The following is a 19,667-nucleotide window of genomic DNA, read 5'->3' on the forward strand; positions in this document are numbered from 1 at the left end:
CCCGCCTGCCCCGCGGGCCGGTCGCGTCCGGGCCCCGGCGCCCGCCCCGGCCGCCGCCCGGGCGCGCCCCGGCCGGGCGCCCCGCGCATCATCCGCCTCGGCAGCCCGCGCCCCCGGCTGCGCATGGTCAGCCTGGCGCTGACCCTGGTGATGCTCGCCTTCGTCGTACGGCTGCTCCAGGTGCAGGCCGTGGACGCGAGCGCGTACGCGGCGAAGGCCGAGCAGAACCGCTACGTCGGACGCACGCTGGCCGCCGAGCGCGGCGGCATCACGGACCGCAACGGCGTGGAGCTCGCGACCAGCGTGGACGCGTACGACATCACGGCCGACCCCATGATGTTCACGCCCGGTACGACGAAGACGACCGACGCGCCCGAGCAGGCCGCCGCGCTCCTCGCCCCGATCCTGGGCCAGGACATGGAGACCGTCGCCGGGAAGCTGGGCGCGAAGAACTCCCGCTACACACTGCTGGCGCACCGCCAGACGCCCCAGGTCTGGAAGCAGATCAAGGACCTGAAGACCACGCTCGCGGCGAAGGCCGAGACCGACGAGGGCACCGTCAACGTCCTCGCGGGCGTCCTCGCGGTGCCCGCCAGCAAGCGCGTGTACCCCAACGGCGAACTCGCCGCCGGGATACTGGGCTGGGTCAACGCCGACGGCAAGGGCGGCGGCGGGGTCGAGCAGCAGTTGGACGAGGAACTCGCCGGCAAGGACGGCAAGATCCGCTACGCCCAGTCCGGCGGGCGCCAGGTGCCGACCGCGGGCTCCACCGAGACGCCCGCGGTGGCCGGTTCCGACGTCGAGCTGACCATCGACCGCGACATCCAGTGGGCGGCGCAGAACGCCATCTCCGAGCAGGTGAAGAAGTCCGGGGCGGACCGCGGGTACGTGATGGTGCAGGACACCCGGACCGGCGAGATCCTCGCCATGGCCAACTCGCCCGGCTTCGACCCGAACGACCTCTCCCAGGCCAGCTCGGCGGCGCTGGGCAACGCGGCCCTCCAGGACGCCTTCGAGCCCGGCTCCACCGCCAAGGTCATGTCGATGGCCGCCGTGCTGGAGGAGAACGTCGCCACGCCCGCGACGCACGTCGTCGTGCCGAACCGGCTGCACCGCGGCGACCGGCTCTTCCAGGACGACATCGACCACCCGACCTGGAACCTGACGCTCAACGGCGTCCTCGCCAAGTCCAGCAACATCGGCACCATCCTGGCCACCGGTCAGCTCGGCAGGACGCAGAAGCAGGCCAACCGCATCCTCCACTCGTACCTGCGCAGGTTCGGCATCGGCAGCCCCACCGGACTCGGCTTCCCGGGCGAGACGAAGGGCATCCTCGCGCCCGCCGACAAGTGGTCCACCTCGCAGCAGTACACGATCCCTTTCGGCCAGGGCGTGTCGATCAACGCGATGCAGGCCACCTCCGTCTACTCGACGATCGCCAACGGCGGCGTACGCGTCGAGCCGACGCTCGTGCGCGGCGCGAAGGGACCCGACGGGCGCTTCGCTCCCGCCCCGAAGCCCAAGAAGACGCGGGTCGTGAGCAAGAAGACGGCGAAGACCCTTGCCCAGATGCTCGAGTCCGTGGTGGACGACGAGGAGGGCACCGGGGCCCGGGCCCGCATCCCCGGCTACCGGGTCGCGGGCAAGACCGGTACGGCCAACCGTGTGGATCCGGCCACCGGGAAGTACCACGGATACACCTCGTCGTTCGCCGGATTCGCGCCCGCGGACAAACCGCGGGTCACCGTCTACTGCGCGATCCAGAACGCCACCAGGGGCAGTTACTTCGGCGGTCAGATCTGCGGACCCATCTACAAGCAGGTCATGGAGTTCGCCCTCAAGACCCTCCAGATCCCGCCCACCGGTGCCGGTCCCGCCCGGCTGCCCGTCAGCTTCACGCCCTGAACCCCGGCTCCACGCCCTGATCAGCACCGACCGGAAATCCAGCACCATCCGGAACACCGACCAGGAACCAGCTCGTGACAACGATCACTCCCGACCACGGGAACCAGGGCCACCCGCGCCCCTCACTTCGCTCCGGCGGGGGTGTGCCCGGTACGCTCACCGCCGTGCCACACGCTGATCAGTCCCAAACCACCCAGAAGGGCGTTCCTGTGACATTTCCGGGGCCGCCGCGACCGGTTCGGATCTCCGCCACACCCCTCGCGGAGCTCGCCGATCAGCTGGGCGTCACCGTCCCGGCGCCGGCCGCGGACATCACGGGCATCACGCACGACTCCCGTGCCGTACGCCCCGGGGACCTGTACGCGGCCCTGCCCGGCGCCCGGATGCACGGCGCCGACTTCGTGACGCAGGCGGCCGGGCTCGGCGCCGCCGCCGTGCTGACCGACCCGACCGGGGCCGACCGCGCCGCCGCCACCGGTCTGCCGGTGCTCGTCGTCGACGAGCCGCGCCGGGAGATGGGCGAACTCGCGGCCACGATCTACGGCCACCCCGGCCGCGACCTGCTCCAGATCGGCATCACCGGAACCTCGGGCAAGACCACCACGGCGTACCTCGTCGAGGGCGGCCTGAAGACGGTCCGCTCCACCGGCCTGATCGGCACGGTCGAGATGCGCATCGGCGACGAGCGCATCAAGTCGGAGCGCACGACCCCCGAAGCAACCGACCTCCAGGCCCTGTTCGCGGTGATGCGCGAGCGCGGCGTCGAGGCGGTCGCCATGGAGGTGTCCAGCCACGCGCTGGTCCTCGGCCGGGTCGACGGCTGCGTCTTCGACATCGGCGTCTTCACCAACCTCAGCCCGGAGCACATGGAGTTCCACTCCGGCATGGAGGACTACTTCCAGGCGAAGGCGCAGCTGTTCACGCCGGAACGCAGCAGGCTCGGCGTGGTCAACCTCGACGACGAGTACGGCCGCCGGCTGGTCAAGGAGGCCACCGTCCCGGTCGTCACCTTCTCCGCCGAGGGCCACCCGGACGCCGACTGGCGGGCCGAGGACGTCCAGGTCGGCCCCATGGACTCGACGTTCACCGTGACCGGCCCCCAGGGGGAGCGGATCACGGCGAGGTCGCCGCTCGCCGGCACCTTCAACGTCGCCAACACGCTCGCCGCGATCGTCGCCCTCGCCGCCGCCGGGATCGGCCCGCAGGACGCCGCGGACGGCATCGCCGCGGTGCCGGGCGTACCGGGCCGCCTGGAGCGCGTGGACGAGGGCCAGCCCTACCTCGCGGTGGTCGACTACGCCCACAAGACGGACGCCGTCGAGTCGGTCCTGCGCGCCCTGCGCAAGGTCACCGAGGGCCGCCTGCACATCGTGCTCGGCTGCGGCGGCGACCGGGACACCACCAAGCGGATGCCGATGGGCGCCGCCGCGGCGCGGCTCGCCGACACCGCCGTACTGACCTCCGACAACCCCCGCTCCGAGGACCCGCTGGCGATCCTCGCGACCATGCTCGCGGGCGCCGCCGAGGTGCCCTCGCACCAGCGCGGCGAGGTCGCGGTCTTCGAGGACCGGGCCGCCGCCATCGCCGCCGCCGTCGCCCGCGCACAACCCGGCGACACCGTGCTGGTCGCCGGCAAGGGCCACGAGCAGGGCCAGGACATCGCCGGGGTGGTCCGTCCCTTCGACGACCGCCAGGTGCTTCGCGAAGCTATCCAGAAGACCCAGGGATGAACTTGTGATCGCCCTCTCTCTCGCCGAGATCGCAGAAGTCGTCGGCGGGCAGACGCACGACATACCGGATCCGTCGGTCATGGTCACCGGACCCGTCGTCCGGGACTCCCGTGAAGTGGAGTCCGGCAGCCTCTTCGTCGCCTTCGTCGGCGAACGCGTGGACGGCCACGACTACGCGCGCGCGGTCGTCGACGCCGGTGCGGCCGCCGTACTGGCCTCGCGGCCGGTCGGGGTGCCCGCCATCGTCGTCGAGGACGTGCAGGCGGCGCTCGGCGCCCTCGCACGGCACGTCGTCGAACGGCTCGGCGCGACCCTCGTGGCCCTCACCGGCTCCGCGGGCAAGACCAGCACCAAGGACCTGATCGCCCAGGTGCTGCGGCGCAAGGCGCCGACCGTCTTCACGCCCGGCTCGCTCAACAACGAGATCGGGCTGCCGCTCACCGCGCTCAGCGCCACCGAGGAGACCAGGTTCCTCGTCCTGGAGATGGGCGCCCGCGGTATCGGGCACATCCGCTACCTCGCGGGCCTGACCCCGCCGAAGGTCGGCCTCGTCCTCAACGTCGGCAGCGCCCACATCGGCGAGTTCGGCGGCCGGGAGCAGATCGCCCAGGCCAAGGGCGAGCTGGTCGAGAGCCTGCCCGAGGACGGCGCCGCGATCCTCAACGCCGACGATCCCCTCGTCCGCGCCATGGCCTCCCGCACGAAAGCCCGCGTGATTCTCTTCGGAGAGTCCGACGAAGCGGACGTACGTGCCGAGAACGTCCGGCTCACGGAGACCGGACAGCCCGCCTTCAGCCTTCGCACACCCTCCGGGTGCAGCGATGTGACCATGCGCCTGTACGGTGAGCACCACGTGTCGAACGCGCTCGCCGCGGCCGCCGTCGCCCATGAGCTGGGCATGTCCGCAGACGAGATCGCCCGTGCGCTCTCCGAGGCGGGCTCCCTCTCCCGCTGGCGGATGGAGGTCACCGAGCGCCCGGACGGCGTGACGGTCGTCAACGACGCCTACAACGCGAACCCCGAGTCCATGCGAGCCGCCCTGCGCGCGCTCGTGGCGATGGGCAAGGGGCGGCGGACCTGGGCGGTGCTCGGTCAGATGGCCGAGCTCGGGGACGAGGCGCTCGCCGAGCACGACGCGGTCGGACGGCTCGCCGTCCGGCTCAACGTCAGCAAGCTCGTCGCGGTCGGGGGCAGGGAAGCGTCCTGGCTCCAACTGGGCGCATATAACGAGGGTTCGTGGGGTGAGGAGTCGGTGCACGTGTCCGACGCACAGGCGGCTGTCGACCTGTTGCGCAGCGAGCTGCGCCCAGGGGATGTCGTACTCGTGAAGGCGTCCCGGTCGGTCGGGCTCGAACGGGTGGCGCACGCGCTGCTCGAGACCGGCACCGAGGGTGAGGTCGCAGCCCGATGATGAACCAGATCCTGTTCGCGGGAGTCATCGGTCTCTTCCTGACTCTCGTGGGCACGCCGCTGCTGATCAAGCTGCTGGCCCGCAAGGGCTACGGCCAGTACATCCGGGACGACGGCCCGCGCGAGCACCACAGCAAGCGCGGTACGCCGACCATGGGTGGCATCGCGTTCATCCTGGCCACGATCATCGCCTACTTCCTCAGCAAGGTGATCACCGGCAAACCGCCGACGTTCTCCGGGCTGCTGGTCCTCGGCCTGATGGCGGGCATGGGCGTGGTCGGCTTCCTGGACGACTACATCAAGATCGTCAAGCGGCGTTCGCTCGGTCTGCGGGCCAAGGCCAAGATGGCCGGCCAGCTGATCGTCGGCGTCTCCTTCGCGGTGCTCTCGCTGCAGTTCGCGGACAACCGCAACAACACCCCGGCCTCCACGAAGCTCTCCTTCGTGCAGGACTTCGGCTGGTCCATCGGCCCGGTCCTGTTCGTGGTCTGGGCGCTGTTCATGATCCTCGCGATGTCGAACGGCGTGAACCTGACGGACGGTCTGGACGGCCTCGCCACCGGCGCCTCCGTCATGGTCTTCGGCGCGTACACCTTCATCGGCGTCTGGCAGTTCCAGGAGTCCTGCGCCAACGCGCAGACCCTCGCCAATCCGGGCGCCTGCTACGAGGTGCGCGACCCGCTCGACCTCGCCGTCGTGGCGGCCGCCCTCATGGGCGCCTGCTTCGGCTTCCTGTGGTGGAACACCTCGCCCGCCAAGATCTTCATGGGTGACACCGGCTCACTGGCCCTCGGCGGCGCGCTGGCCGGTCTCGCGATCTGCTCCCGCACCGAGTTCCTGCTCGCGCTGCTCGGCGGCCTCTTCGTCCTGATCACCATGTCGGTCGTCATCCAGGTCGGCTCCTTCCGCCTCACCGGCAAGCGCGTCTTCCGCATGGCACCGCTCCAGCACCACTTCGAACTCAAGGGGTGGTCCGAGGTCCTGGTCGTGGTCCGCTTCTGGATCATCCAGGGCATGTGCGTGATCGTCGGACTCGGCCTCTTCTACGCAGGATGGGCAGCCAAGAAGTGACCGACTGGCAGGGGAAGAACGTCACCGTCGCCGGGCTCGGCGTCTCCGGCATCCCGGCGGCCCGCGTGCTGCACGGCCTCGGCGCCGTCGTCACGGTCGTCAACGACGGCGACGACGAGCGCGCGCGGGCCCAGGCGGCGGAGCTGGAGGCGCTCGGCGTCTCCGTGCGGCTCGGTGACGGGGCGACCCTGCCCGCGGGCACCGAACTCGTCGTCACCACGCCCGGCTGGCAGCCCGACAAGCCGCTGTTCATTGCGGCCGCCGAGGCGGGCGTCCCGGTGTGGGGCGACGTCGAACTGGCCTGGCGCCTGCGCGGCCCGGACGCGGCGCCCTGGCTCGCGGTCACCGGCACCAACGGCAAGACCACGACCGTGCAGATGCTCGCCGAGATCCTGAAGGCGGCCGGGCTGCGCACCGCGGCCGTCGGCAACATCGGCGTCTCGCTGCTCGACGTGGTCCTCGGCGACGAACCCTACGACGTGCTCGCCGTCGAACTCTCCAGCTACCAGCTGCACTGGGCTCCCTCCCTGCGCGCCCACTCCGCCGTCGTCCTCAACCTCGCGCCCGACCACCTCGACTGGCACGGCTCCATGCAGGCGTACGCCGCCGACAAGGGCCGTGTCTACGAGGGCAATCGCGTCGCCTGCGTCTACAACGTGGCCGACGAGGCCACCGAGGACCTGGTGCGCGAGGCGGACGTCGAGGAGGGCTGCCGGGCGGTCGGCTTCACGCTCGGCACGCCGGGACCCTCCCAACTCGGCGTCGTGGAAGGCATCCTGGTCGACCGCGCCTTCGTCGAGGACCGGCAGAAGAACGCCCAGGAGCTGGCGCAGGTCTCTGACGTCCAGCCGCCCGCCCCGCACAACATCGCCAACGCCCTTGCCGCGGCAGCCCTCGCGCGCGCCTACGGGGTGCCCGCGGCGGCCGTACGCGACGGGCTGCGGGCCTTCCGGCCGGACGCCCACCGCATCGCGCACGTCGCGGACGTGGACGCCGTCGCGTACGTCGACGACTCCAAGGCGACCAACACCCATGCCACGGAAGCCTCGTTGGCCGCCTACGAGTCGATCGTGTGGATCGCGGGCGGCCTCGCCAAGGGCGCGTCCTTCGACGAGCTGGTCGCAAGGTCCGCGAAGCGGCTCCGGGGCGCCGTGCTCATCGGCGCCGACCGCGCCCTCATCCGGGAAGCGCTGGCGCGACACGCGCCCGAAGTCCCGGTCGTCGACCTGGACCGGACGGACACTGGGGCGATGCGCGCGGCTGTCCAGGAGGCGCGACGGCTCGCGGAGCCGGGGGACACGGTACTGCTGGCCCCGGCCTGCGCCTCGATGGACATGTTCGCCAACTACAACAAGCGCGGTGACGCGTTCGCGGAGGCGGTTCGCGAACTCGGCGCCTGACCCGGCCGCCTGCCGGGCGACCTTGGGAGGGACGGACGCGTGACACCGTTGTGGCCCGGAGACCCCGATGCCCAGTAGCCGTACCGGCCGGCCCCCCGTGCAGCGGGCCGCCAGGCGTCCCGCGGCGCCGCGCCACCCGGGCGAGAACCCGCTGCGCGGCTTCGTCGTGCGCGCCCGCCGCGCCTGGGACCGGCCGCTGACCGCGTACTACCTGATCTTCGGCAGCAGCCTGCTGATCACCGTGCTCGGCCTGGTGATGGTCTACTCGGCCTCGATGATCAAGGCGCTCCAGCTGTCCCTGCCGGGGTCGTACTTCTTCCGCAAGCAGTTCCTGGCGGCCGTCATCGGCACCGGGCTGCTGCTGCTCGCCTCGCGGATGCCGGTGAAGCTGCACCGGGCGCTGGCCTACCCGATACTGGCCGGATCGGTCTTCCTGATGATCCTGGTGCAGGTGCCGGGGATAGGGATGTCGGTCAACGGGAACCAGAACTGGATCTCCGTCGGCGGGCCCTTCCAGCTCCAGCCCAGCGAGTTCGGCAAGCTCGCGCTCGTGCTGTGGGGCGCCGACCTGCTCGCCCGCAAGGAGGACAGGCGGCTGCTGGCCCAGTGGAAGCACATGCTGGTGCCCCTGGTGCCGGTCGCCTTCATGCTGCTGGGGCTGATCATGCTCGGCGGCGACATGGGGACCGCGATCATCCTCACCGCGATCCTGTTCGGCCTGCTGTGGCTCGCCGGTGCCCCCACGCGGCTCTTCGCGGGCGTCCTGGCCGTCGCCGCGACGATCGGCGTCATCCTCATCAAGACCAGCCCCAACCGCATGTCACGGCTCGCCTGCATCGGCGCGACGGATCCCGGCGCGAACGACCAGTGCTGGCAGGCCGTGCACGGGATCTACGCCCTCGCGTCCGGTGGGCTCTTCGGATCCGGGCTCGGCGCGAGCGTGGAGAAATGGGGTCAACTGCCGGAAGCGCACACCGACTTCATCTTCGCCATCACCGGGGAGGAACTGGGTCTGTCAGGGACGCTGTCGGTGCTCGCCCTCTTCGCGGCTCTAGGCTATGCGGGTATCCGCGTGGCCGGACGCACGGAGGACCCCTTCGTCAGGTATGCCGCGGGAGGCGTGACCACCTGGATCACGGCGCAGGCCGTGATCAACATCGGTGCGGTGCTCGGCCTGCTGCCGATCGCCGGAGTCCCGCTCCCGCTGTTCTCCTACGGGGGTTCCGCCCTGCTGCCGACCATGTTCGCCATCGGGCTGCTGATCGCCTTCGCACGCGACGAGCCCGCTGCGCGGGCTGCGCTTGCCATGCGGCAACCCCGCTTTGGTAGAAAGCGTGCTGCGGTCAGAGGTTCTGGAGAGCCTCGGAGATGGAACACGATGCGACGGCGTGCCTCGGCGCGTTCGTCCGGAGAGCGGTGAATTTCGGTGCATGTCGTACTCGCCGGCGGGGGGACCGCCGGCCACATCGAGCCCGCGCTCGCCCTCGCGGACGCCCTGCGCAGGCAGGACCCGACCGTGGGAATCACGGCCCTGGGCACGGAGCGCGGACTTGAGACCCGACTGGTGCCCGAGCGGGGCTACGATCTCGCGCTGATCCCCGCCGTGCCGCTGCCACGCAAGCCCACGCCCGAGCTGATCACCGTCCCCGGACGGCTGCGCGGCACGATCAAGGCCGCCGAGCAGATCCTGGAGCGCACCAAGGCGGACGCCGTGGTCGGCTTCGGGGGCTACGTCGCCCTCCCCGGCTACCTCGCCGCCAAGCGCCTCGGGGTGCCGATCGTCATCCACGAGGCCAACGCGCGGCCGGGCCTGGCCAACAAGATCGGCTCGCGGTACGCCGCCCAGGTCGCCGTCTCGACGCCGGACAGCAAGCTGCGCGGCGCCCGCTACATCGGCATCCCGCTGCGCCGCTCCATCGCCACGCTGGACCGCGCCGCCGTACGCCCCGAGGCCCGGGCCGCCTTCGGCCTGGACCCCGCCCTGCCGACCCTGCTGGTCTCCGGCGGCTCGCAGGGCGCCCGGCGCCTCAACGAGGTCGTCCAGCAGGTCGCTCCGTACCTCCAGCAGGCCGGCATCCAGATCCTGCACGCGGTCGGGCCCAAGAACGAACTGCCGCAGGTCCAGCAGATGCCGGGGATGCCCCCCTACATCCCGGTACCGTACGTGGACCGGATGGACCTCGCGTACGCCGCGGCCGACATGATGCTCTGCCGGGCGGGTGCGATGACCGTGGCCGAACTCTCCGCCGTCGGGCTTCCGGCCGCCTACGTCCCGCTGCCCATCGGCAACGGCGAACAGCGGCTCAACGCCCAGCCGGTGGTCAAGGCGGGCGGCGGACTGCTGGTCGACGACGCGGAACTGACGCCCGAGTGGATCCAGGCGAACGTGCTGCCCGTGCTGGCCGACCCGCACCGGCTGTTCGAGATGTCCCGCGCCGCCAGCGAGTTCGGCCGCCGGGACGCCGACGACCTGCTCGTCGGCATGGTGTACGAGGCGATTGCGTCGCGCCACCGCGCGTGACAGGAGGCAGGGAGCGTGGCCGGACCGACGACCGCCGAACGTGGCGAACGGCAGAAACCGCAGTCCGGCCCGCCCCGGCCGCCCCGCGTGGGGCGGCTGCCCCGACCTCGTACGCTCATCATCCTTCTGCTCGCCCTGGTGTTGACCGGGGCCGCCTCCGTCTGGGTCCTCTACGGCTCCCACTGGCTGCGCGTCGAGAAGGTGTCCGCCTCCGGCACGCGGGTGCTGACGGCGCGGCAGGTGCGCGACGCGGCCGAAGTGCCGGTCGGCTCCCCGCTCGTGTCGGTCGACACCGGCGCCATCGAGGCACGACTGCGCCGGAAACTGCCCCGGATCGACTCGGTCGACGTCGTCCGGTCCTGGCCCCGGGGAATCGCGCTGAAAGTGACCGAACGCACCCCGGTCCTGATCGTCAAACACCCTGAAAAGAGCGGCAAGTACGTCGAAGTGGACGCGAAGGGAGTGCGATTCGCCACGGTTTCACGCCCCCCGAAGGGCGTCCCGGCACTCGAACTGACGGTTTCCCACTCCGCCGGGCTGCGCCGCTTCGGCACCGGCCGGCTGGTCCGCGAGGCGGTCCGGGTCGCCGGCGACCTGCCGGCCGCCGTCGCCCGCGACACCCGCACCGTCAAGGTCCGCTCGTACGACTCCATCTCGCTGGAGCTGAGCGGCGGCCGCACCGTCACCTGGGGCAGCGGCGAGCAGGGCCGCGCCAAGGCCCGTACGCTCACCGCCCTCATGAAAGCAGCCTCCGGAGCCAGGGACTTCGACGTCAGCGTGCCCACCGCCCCTGCGTCAGCCGGGAATTGACGCACATCCGTGCAGGCCAGCACCCTGGTTGGGCAGCGCTACGCCTGATCACATAGGGTGAAAAGAAAAACGGGAGGTTCGGCGTGTTCGTTGAACGTGCGCCACTTGTCGACTTAGTGTCCTGTTCGGAAGAGTCCAAGGAACAGACACACTGGTAACCCTAAACTTCAGCGTTAGGGTTCGGGTCGGCGTTCGGACCGTCCCATTCGGCATCAGTCGTCGGATCGCGAGACAGCGAGGCGGCGACACGTAACTCGAGGCGAGAGGCCTTCGACGTGGCAGCACCGCAGAACTACCTCGCAGTCATCAAAGTCATCGGTGTCGGCGGCGGTGGTGTCAATGCCATCAACCGGATGATCGAGGTCGGTCTCAAGGGCGTCGAGTTCATCGCCATCAACACCGACGCGCAAGCTCTGTTGATGAGCGACGCCGACGTCAAACTCGACGTCGGCCGTGAACTCACCCGCGGACTCGGCGCAGGAGCCAACCCGGCCGTCGGCCGCAAGGCGGCCGAGGACCACCGCGAGGAGATCGAGGAGGTCCTCAAGGGGGCCGACATGGTCTTCGTGACCGCCGGTGAAGGCGGCGGCACCGGCACCGGCGGAGCACCCGTCGTGGCCAACATCGCCCGTTCACTCGGCGCCCTCACCATCGGCGTGGTCACGCGCCCCTTCACCTTCGAGGGGCGCCGCCGGGCCAACCAGGCCGAGGACGGCATCGCGGAACTCCGCGAAGAGGTCGACACCCTCATCGTCATCCCCAACGACCGGCTGCTGTCCATCTCGGACCGCCAGGTCTCGGTCCTCGACGCGTTCAAGTCGGCGGACCAGGTCCTGCTGTCCGGTGTGCAGGGCATCACCGACCTCATCACCACGCCCGGTCTGATCAACCTCGACTTCGCCGACGTCAAGTCCGTGATGTCCGAGGCGGGTTCGGCCCTCATGGGCATCGGCTCGGCCCGCGGCGACGACCGCGCGGTGGCGGCCGCGGAGATGGCGATCTCCTCGCCGCTCCTCGAAGCCTCCATCGACGGCGCGCGCGGCGTGCTGCTCTCCATCTCCGGCGGCTCCGACCTCGGCCTGTTCGAGATCAACGAAGCCGCCCAGCTGGTGAGCGAGGCCGCGCACCCCGAGGCCAACATCATCTTCGGCGCGGTCATCGACGACGCCCTCGGCGACGAGGTGCGGGTCACCGTCATCGCCGCCGGCTTCGACGGCGGTCAGCCGCCGTCCAAGCGGGACACCGTCCTCGGGTCCTCGTCGGCCAAGCGTGAGGAGCCCACCCCGGTGCGCTCCTCCGACAGCCGCCCGACCTTCGGCTCGCTCGGCAGCGTCACGCCGAAGGAGGCGCCGGAGCCCGCTCCGGAGCCGGTCAACGAGCTGCCGGTCGCCCCGCCGGTCCCGCCGTCCCGCTCCTACTCGGACAGCGCGGCCGAAGAGCTGGACGTGCCGGACTTCCTGAAGTGATAGGACATCGCTCCGGAACGAGCACACTGGGCGGCGCCCACTTCGCCTTCACCGACCGGTGGGGCGGAGTGAGCGCCGTTCCGTACGAGGAGCTCAACCTCGGCGGAGCGGTCGGCGACGACCCCGACGCCGTACGCACCAACCGCGAACTGGCCGCCAAGTCCCTGGGACTCGACCCGGCCGGGGTCGTCTGGATGAACCAGGTGCACGGACCCGACGTGGCGGTGGTCGACGAGCCGTGGGGGGACCGGCCGGTACCCGAGGTCGACGCGCTCGTCACCGTCCGGCGCGGCCTCGCCCTCGCCGTACTCACCGCGGACTGCACGCCGGTGCTGCTCGCCGACCCCGTCGCCGGGGTGGTCGCCGCCGCGCACGCCGGGCGGCCCGGCATGGTCGCCGGAGTCGTACCGGCCGCGGTCGCGGCGATGGCGGAACTCGGCGCCGAGCCGTCCCGGATCGTCGCCCGCACCGGGCCCGCGGTCTGCGGCCGGTGCTACGAAGTGCCGGACGCCATGCGTGCCGACGTCGCCGCGGCCGAGCCCGCGGCGTACGCCGAGACGAGCTGGGGCACGCCGGCGGTCGACGTGACCGCCGGCGTGCACGCGCAGCTGGAACGGCTCGGGGTGCGCGACCGGGAGCAGTCGCCGGTGTGCACGATCGAATCGGATGACCACTTCTCGTACCGACGGGACCGCGCGACCGGGCGGCTCGCCGGCTATGTCTGGCTGGACTGATGGGGCATGACGGACCGTAAGGCGCAACTCGCCGTAAATCTGGCGGAAGTGGAAGAACGCATCGCCGCGGCGTGCGCGGCCGCGGGGCGCGGGCGGGAAGAGGTGACCCTGATCGTGGTCACCAAGACCTACCCGGCGAGCGATGTGCGGATCCTCTCGGAACTCGGTGTGCGGCACGTCGCCGAGAACCGGGACCAGGACGCGGCACCCAAGGCCGCGGAGTGCGAGGATCTGCCCCTCTCGTGGCATTTTGTCGGTCAGTTGCAGACCAACAAGGTGCGCTCCGTGGTCGGTTATGCCGATGTCGTGCAGTCCGTCGACCGTCCCAAGCTCGTCACGGCTCTGTCGAAGGAAGCGGTCCGGACGGGGCGGGAACTGGGCTGTCTCATCCAGGTCGCGCTCGACGCGGGGGAGAGCGGCCGGGGCGAGCGCGGCGGCGTGGGCCCGGGCGGGATCGAGGAGTTGGGGGACCTCGTCGCGGGCGCCCCAGGGCTCCGGCTCGACGGACTGATGACCGTCGCCCCCCTCACCGGGCCGTACGCGGGTCGTCAACCGGCGGCGTTCGAGCGGCTGATGGATTTGTCGACTGTCCTGCGCGGCGCTCATCCGGCTGCGAACATGGTCTCCGCAGGGATGAGTGCGGACCTCGAGCAGGCCGTGGCGGCCGGAGCGACACATGTACGCGTCGGCACCGCGGTACTCGGCGTCCGCCCCGGGCTCGGGTAACGTCGCCAAGAAGTCGGACCACAGCAGAAAATATGGTCATTCCGCCGATAGGCGGGCAAAACGACCTCGTGGATCGCAGGCACTTGGCAAGTCGTCAGCCGATCCACCACAGAGCGGAGGACTCAGAGCATGGCCGGCGCGATGCGCAAGATGGCGGTCTACCTCGGCCTCGTGGAGGACGATGGGTACGACGGCAGGGGATTCGACCCCGACGACGACTTCGAGCCCGAGCTCGACCCGGAGCCCGAGCGGGACCGCAGGCGGCACGAGCCGTCTCACCAGTCGCACCAGGCACATCAGCCACAAAGGGACGAACCGGTGCGAGTGGTGCAGCCGCCGGTGCAGCGCGACCCCGTGCCGCATTCCGCTTCGCTCGCCGCGGAATCCGGGCGTCCCGCGCGAATCGCCCCCGTGGCGTCCATCACACAAGAACGTCAGAACATGGAGAAGAACGCACCGGTGATCATGCCCAAGGTCGTGTCCGAGCGAGAGCCGTACCGGATCACCACGCTGCACCCGCGGACCTACAACGAGGCCCGTACCATCGGGGAACACTTCCGTGAGGGCACCCCGGTGATCATGAATCTGACCGAGATGGATGACACGGACGCGAAGCGACTTGTCGACTTTGCGGCCGGTTTGGTGTTTGGTCTTCACGGCAGCATCGAGCGGGTGACGCAGAAGGTGTTCCTGTTGTCGCCTGCTAACGTCGATGTCACGGCGGAGGACAAGGCCCGCATCGCAGAGGGCGGGTTCTTCAACCAGAGCTGAGACGCAGGACCGGACACGGCACGGAACAGGGGAGAGGGACGCACGGATCATGGGCGTGGTTTTGGAGATTCTCTACGTCGCGCTGATGTGCTTCCTCATCGTGCTGATCTTCCGGCTGGTCATGGACTACGTCTTCCAGTTCGCCCGCTCATGGCAACCCGGCAAGGCGATGGTGGTCGTTCTGGAGGCCACCTACACTGTCACCGATCCACCGCTCAAGCTGCTGAGGCGGTTCATTCCGCCACTGCGTCTCGGGGGTGTGGCACTTGACCTGTCCTTCTTCGTACTGATGATCATCGTCTACATCCTGATCACTCTCGTGGGCAATCTCGCGAGGTGACTGTGGACGATACGGTCTTGCCGACTGCCGATGACTACGTTGAGGTGAAGAGATGCCGTTGACCCCCGAGGACGTGCGGAACAAGCAGTTCACGACCGTCCGCCTCCGAGAAGGCTATGACGAGGACGAGGTCGATGCCTTCCTCGACGAGGTCGAAGCCGAACTGACGCGCTTGCTCCGCGAGAACGAGGACCTGCGCGCCAAACTGGCGGCGGCCACGCGCGCGGCTGCGCAGAACCAGCAGCAGGGCATGCGCAAGCCGCCCGAGCAGCAGGACCAGCAGCACCAGCAGCATCAGCAGCAGGGTCCGCCGCAGGGCATGCGCGGTCCGGGTGCTCCCGTGCCCGCCGGCATATCGGGCCCGCCGCAGCAGCAGATGGGTGGCCCCATGGGCGGTCCGCCCCAGCTGCCGAGCGGTGCGCCGCAGTTGCCCGCCGGCCCCAGTGGCCAGGGCGGTCCGCAGGGTCCCGGTCCGATGGGCCAGGGTCAGATGGGCCAGGGTCCGATGGGCCAGGGGCCGATGGGCCAGGGTCCCGGTCCGATGCAGGGACAGATGCAGGGACAGATGCAGCAGCACATGGGCGGCCAGATGGGCGGTCCCATGGGCAATCACGGCCCGCAGATGCAGCAGCCCGGCCAGGGCCCCGGCGGCGACAGCGCGGCCCGCGTGCTCTCGCTGGCCCAGCAGACCGCCGACCAGGCGATCGCCGAGGCCCGCTCCGAGGCCAACAAGATCGTCGGCGAGGCCCGCAGCCGTGCCGAGGGCCTCGAGCGTGACGCCCGTGCCAAGGCCGACGCGCTGGAGCGGGACGCGCAGGAGAAGCACCGCGTGGCGATGGGCTCCCTGGAGTCCGCTCGCGCCACGCTGGAGCGCAAGGTCGAGGACCTGCGTGGCTTCGAGCGCGAGTACCGCACGCGTCTGAAGTCGTACCTGGAGTCGCAGCTGCGTCAGCTGGAGACCCAGGCCGACGACTCGCTGGCTCCGCCGCGTACGCCGGCGGCCCCGTCGCTGCCGTCGTCGTCCGCGCCCTCCATGGCGCCGGCCGGTGCGAGCGCGCCGGGCTACGGCAACCAGGGCATGGGTGGCAACCAGTCGCAGGCCGCTCCGTCCTACGGCGGTCAGCAGCAGATGTCCCCGGCCATGACGCAGCCGATGGCGCCGGTGCGGCCGCAGGGGCCGTCGCCGATGCAGCAGGCTCCCTCGCCGATGCGTGGCTTCCTGATCGACGAGGACGACAACTGACGGCCTTCCGTACGCCTTGGGCGTCGGCAGCGTCAGGGCGGGGCCCCCGGAATCACCCGGGGGCCCCGCCCTTTTGTCTTGCCGTGCGGCTGCCTTTGTGCGTGCGTGCGGTGCGGGGACGGCGAAGGCCCGGGGCCACCGCGGATGCGGTGGCCCCGGGCCTTCGTCCGTGCCCAGTGCGGGGGTGGGCGTGGGGGTTTCTCCGCCCCCTCCGCCCCTTCCCGTCCCGAGCCCGGGGGCTGCGTCCCCCCGGACCCCCTTCGCGCTTCGCGCTCGTCCTCGAACGCCGGACGGGCTGGAAGGCTCCGGGCGGGCTGTCAGTGGGCCTTGCGGAGGTGGAAGGTCAGGGACAGGGACTCGTCCGTGAAGGCCGGGCCGTAGGTGTCGTCGGGTTCGGCCTGGGAGAAGTCCGTGGCGAGGACCTCGTCCGCGATGAGGGCGGAGTGTTCGGACAGGGCGGCGATGACGGCCGGGTCGGTGGCGGTCCAGCGCAGGGCGATGCGGTCGGCCACGTCGAGGCCGCTGTTCTTGCGGGCCTCCTGGATCAGGCGGATCGCGTCACGGGCGAGGCCCGCGCGGCGGAGTTCCTCGGTGATCTCCAGGTCGAGGGCGACCGTCGCGCCCGAGTCGGAGGCGACGGACCAGCCCTCGCGCGGGGTCTCTGTGATGATCACCTCGTCGGGGGCCAGGGTGACCGTCTCGCCGTCGACCTCGACCGAGGCCGTGCCCTCGCGCAGGGCGAGGGACAGGGCGGCAGCGTCGGCGTTCGCGACGGCCTTCGCGACCGCCTGGACGCCCTTGCCGAAGCGCTTGCCCAGGGCGCGGAAGTTCGCCTTGGCCGTCGTGTCGACCAGGGAGCCGCCCACCTCGGAGAGGGAGGCGAGCGAGCTGACGTTCAGCTCCTCCGTGATCTGCGCGTGCAGTTCCGGGTCGAGGGACGCGAAGCCGGTCGCGGCGACCAGCGCGCGGGACAGCGGCTGACGGGTCTTGACGCCGGACTCCGCGCGCGTGGCACGGCCCAGCTCCACCAGTCGGCGGACGAGGACCATCTGCTTCGACAGCTCAGGGTCGATGGCGGACAGGTCCGCCTGGGGCCAGGACGAGAGGTGCACCGACTCCGGGGCGTCCGGGGCGACCGGGACGACCAGGTCCTGCCAGACCCGTTCGGTGATGAACGGGGTGAGCGGGGCCATCAGGCGCGTGACGGTCTCGATGACCTCGTGCAGGGTGCGCAGGGCCGCCTTGTCGCCCTGCCAGAAGCGGCGACGGGAGCGGCGCACGTACCAGTTGGACAGGTCGTCGACGAACGCCGACAGGAGCTTTCCGGCGCGCTGGGTGTCGTACGACTCCAGGGCCTGCGTCACCTGGTCGCTGAGCGCGTGCAGTTCGGACAGCAGCCAGCGGTCCAGGACCGGGCGGTCGGCCGGGGCCGGATCGGCCTCGCTCGGTGCCCAGCCGGAGGTGCGGGCGTACAGGGCCTGGAACGCGACCGTGTTCCAGTACGTGAGGAGGGTCTTGCGGACGACCTCCTGGATCGTGCCGTGGCCCACCCGGCGGGCCGCCCACGGGGAGCCGCCGGCCGCCATGAACCACCGCACCGCGTCGGCTCCGTGCTGGTCCATCAGCGGGATCGGCTGCAGGATGTTGCCCAGGTGCTTGGACATCTTGCGGCCGTCCTCGGCGAGGATGTGGCCGAGGCAGACCACGTTCTCGTAGCTGGACTTGTCGAAGACGAGCGTGCCGACCGCCATCAGCGTGTAGAACCAGCCGCGGGTCTGGTCGATGGCCTCCGAGATGAACTGCGCCGGGTAGCGGCTCTCGAACAGCTCCTTGTTCTTGTACGGGTAGCCCCACTGCGCGAACGGCATCGAACCCGAGTCGTACCAGGCGTCGATGACCTCCGGGACGCGGGTCGCCGTCCGGCCGCAGCCGTCCTCGGGGCATGCGAAGGTGACCGCGTCGATGTACGGGCGGTGCGGGTCGAGGCCGGACTGGTCCGTGCCCGTCAGTTCGGAGAGCTCCGCGCGGGAGCCGACGCACGTGAGGTGGCCCTCCTCGCAGGTCCACAGGGGCAGCGGGGTGCCCCAGTAGCGGCTGCGGGACAGCGCCCAGTCGATGTTGTTGTTCAGCCAGTCGCCGAAGCGGCCGTGCTTGACCGAGTCGGGGAACCAGTTGGTCTTCTCGTTCTCCTGGAGGAGACGGTCCTTGATGGCGGTGGTGCGGATGTACCAGGACGGCTGCGCGTAGTACAGGAGCGCGGTGTGGCAGCGCCAGCAGTGCGGGTAGCTGTGCTCGTACGGGATGTGCTTGAAGAGCAGACCGCGCTGCTGGAGGTCCTCGGTGAGCTTCTCGTCCGCCTTCTTGAAGAACACGCCGCCCACGAGCGGGACGTCCTCCTCGAAGGTGCCGTCCCGCCGGACCGGGTTCACGACGGGCAGGCCGTAGGCGCGGCAGACCTTGAGGTCGTCCTCACCGAAGGCGGGGGACTGGTGGACCAGACCCGTACCGTCCTCGGTGGTCACGTACTCGGCGTTGACCACGTAGTGGGCCGGCTCCGGGAACTCGACGAGCTCGAACGGACGTTGATAGGTCCAGCGCTCCATCTCGGCGCCGGTGAAGGTCTCCCCGGTGGTCTCCCAGCCCTCGCCGAGCGCCTTCTCGACGAGCGGCTCGGCGACGACGAGCTTCTCCTCGCCGTTCGTCGCGACGACGTACGTCACGCCGGGGTGGGCGGCGACGGCGGTGTTGGAGACCAGCGTCCAGGGAGTCGTCGTCCAGACGAGGAGGGCGGCGTCGCCGGCGAGCGGACCGGAGGTGAGCGGGAAACGGACGTACACCGACGGGTCGACGATCGTCTCGTAGCCCTGCGCCAGCTCGTGGTCCGACAGACCCGTCTCGTCGCGCGGGCACCACGGGGCGACGCGGTAGTCCTGGACCAGGAGGCCCTTGTTGAAGATCTCCTTCAGCGACCACCAGACGGACTCCACGTACTCGGGGTCCATCGTGCGGTAGGCGTCGTCGAGGTCCACCCAGTAGCCCATGCGGTTCGTGAGCTCGGTGAAGGCGTCGGTGTGGCGCGTCACGGACTCACGGCACTTGGCGTTGAACTCGGCGATGCCGTACGCCTCGATGTCCTTCTTGCCGTTGAACCCGAGCTCCTTCTCCACCGCGATCTCGACCGGCAGGCCGTGGCAGTCCCAGCCGGCCTTGCGGGCCACGTGGTAGCCGCGCATGGTGCGAAAGCGCGGGAACACGTCCTTGAAGACGCGCGCCTCGATGTGGTGGGCGCCGGGCATGCCGTTGGCGGTGGGCGGGCCCTCGTAGAACACCCACTCGGGTCGGCCCTCGGACTGCTCGAGGCTCTTGGTGAAGATCTTCTGCTCGCGCCAGAAGTCGAGCACGGCGTGCTCGAGGGCGGGCAGGTCGACCTGGGCGGGCACCTGGCGGTACGTCGGCGCTGTCATCGGCGAGCTTCCTCCAACGGACTTTCTGCCTTCCGTCGGAGGGACGAGAGCTCTTCTGCCGTAGCTACGGACGCCG

The 19,667-nt window shown here is 70.5% G+C and carries 15 protein-coding genes; 14 read left to right on the forward strand and 1 reads right to left on the reverse strand.

The genetic code is table 11. From position 1 onward, the window contains the following. From AC0ZLC_RS23920 to AC0ZLC_RS23985, 14 genes are all read left to right on the forward strand, one after another. Positions 1-1,905 (forward strand): peptidoglycan D,D-transpeptidase FtsI family protein (locus AC0ZLC_RS23920; protein ID WP_476754005.1); only part of this gene is annotated, 1,905 nt, incomplete at its 5' end. A 209-nt stretch (positions 1,906-2,114) separates the two neighbouring features. Continuing rightward, the gene (locus AC0ZLC_RS23925) at positions 2,115-3,635 is read left to right on the forward strand and encodes a UDP-N-acetylmuramoyl-L-alanyl-D-glutamate--2,6-diaminopimelate ligase (protein WP_476754006.1); all 1,521 of its coding nucleotides are present in this window, start codon (positions 2,115-2,117) and stop codon (positions 3,633-3,635) included. A gap of 4 nt (positions 3,636-3,639) precedes the next feature. Then, on the forward strand, positions 3,640-5,046 hold the full coding sequence (locus AC0ZLC_RS23930; protein ID WP_476754007.1) for a UDP-N-acetylmuramoyl-tripeptide--D-alanyl-D-alanine ligase: 1,407 nt from the start codon (positions 3,640-3,642) through the stop codon (positions 5,044-5,046). Continuing rightward, positions 5,046-6,116, forward strand: a complete 1,071-nt coding sequence (gene mraY, locus AC0ZLC_RS23935; RefSeq protein WP_358855322.1) for a phospho-N-acetylmuramoyl-pentapeptide-transferase — start codon at positions 5,046-5,048, stop codon at positions 6,114-6,116. The genes AC0ZLC_RS23930 and mraY overlap by 1 nt, the downstream gene beginning before the upstream one ends. Beyond that, a complete protein-coding gene (gene murD / locus AC0ZLC_RS23940; protein ID WP_476754008.1) occupies positions 6,098-7,516 on the forward strand; it encodes a UDP-N-acetylmuramoyl-L-alanine--D-glutamate ligase in 1,419 nt (472 codons plus the stop codon). The genes mraY and murD overlap by 19 nt, the downstream gene beginning before the upstream one ends. A gap of 67 nt (positions 7,517-7,583) precedes the next feature. Then, positions 7,584-8,936, forward strand: coding sequence for a putative lipid II flippase FtsW (gene ftsW / locus AC0ZLC_RS23945; RefSeq protein ID WP_476754009.1), 1,353 nt, complete (start codon positions 7,584-7,586; stop codon positions 8,934-8,936). Between the two features lie 6 nt (positions 8,937-8,942). Beyond that, positions 8,943-10,037: an undecaprenyldiphospho-muramoylpentapeptide beta-N-acetylglucosaminyltransferase gene (gene murG / locus AC0ZLC_RS23950; protein ID WP_356170210.1), complete on the forward strand. Its 1,095-nt coding sequence runs from the start codon at positions 8,943-8,945 to the stop codon at positions 10,035-10,037. Positions 10,038-10,052: 15 nt separating this feature from the next. Continuing rightward, positions 10,053-10,847, forward strand: coding sequence for a cell division protein FtsQ/DivIB (locus AC0ZLC_RS23955; protein ID WP_476754010.1), 795 nt, complete (start codon positions 10,053-10,055; stop codon positions 10,845-10,847). A gap of 275 nt (positions 10,848-11,122) precedes the next feature. Beyond that, positions 11,123-12,313 (forward strand): cell division protein FtsZ, encoded by a 1,191-nt coding sequence (ftsZ, locus tag AC0ZLC_RS23960; RefSeq protein WP_476754011.1) that lies wholly within the window; start codon positions 11,123-11,125, stop codon positions 12,311-12,313. A gap of 26 nt (positions 12,314-12,339) precedes the next feature. Beyond that, complete coding sequence (pgeF, locus tag AC0ZLC_RS23965; protein WP_476754158.1) at positions 12,340-13,047, forward strand: peptidoglycan editing factor PgeF; 708 nt, start codon at positions 12,340-12,342, stop codon at positions 13,045-13,047. A 6-nt stretch (positions 13,048-13,053) separates the two neighbouring features. Further along, positions 13,054-13,773: a YggS family pyridoxal phosphate-dependent enzyme gene (locus AC0ZLC_RS23970; RefSeq protein WP_476754012.1), complete on the forward strand. Its 720-nt coding sequence runs from the start codon at positions 13,054-13,056 to the stop codon at positions 13,771-13,773. Positions 13,774-13,902: 129 nt separating this feature from the next. Then, positions 13,903-14,544 (forward strand): cell division protein SepF, encoded by a 642-nt coding sequence (locus AC0ZLC_RS23975; RefSeq protein WP_358855320.1) that lies wholly within the window; start codon positions 13,903-13,905, stop codon positions 14,542-14,544. A 49-nt stretch (positions 14,545-14,593) separates the two neighbouring features. Further along, positions 14,594-14,884: a YggT family protein gene (locus AC0ZLC_RS23980; protein WP_121403530.1), complete on the forward strand. Its 291-nt coding sequence runs from the start codon at positions 14,594-14,596 to the stop codon at positions 14,882-14,884. A 52-nt stretch (positions 14,885-14,936) separates the two neighbouring features. Further along, complete coding sequence (locus tag AC0ZLC_RS23985) at positions 14,937-16,127, forward strand: DivIVA domain-containing protein (RefSeq protein WP_476754013.1); 1,191 nt, start codon at positions 14,937-14,939, stop codon at positions 16,125-16,127. A 317-nt stretch (positions 16,128-16,444) separates the two neighbouring features. On the opposite strand, the gene ileS is transcribed toward AC0ZLC_RS23985, so the two are convergent. Beyond that, complete coding sequence (ileS, locus tag AC0ZLC_RS23990; protein ID WP_476754014.1) at positions 16,445-19,591, reverse strand: isoleucine--tRNA ligase; 3,147 nt, start codon at positions 19,589-19,591, stop codon at positions 16,445-16,447. Positions 19,592-19,667: the final 76 nt, after the last annotated feature.

The sequence above is a fragment of the Streptomyces sp. GLSS-08 genome, from assembly GCF_056387915.1.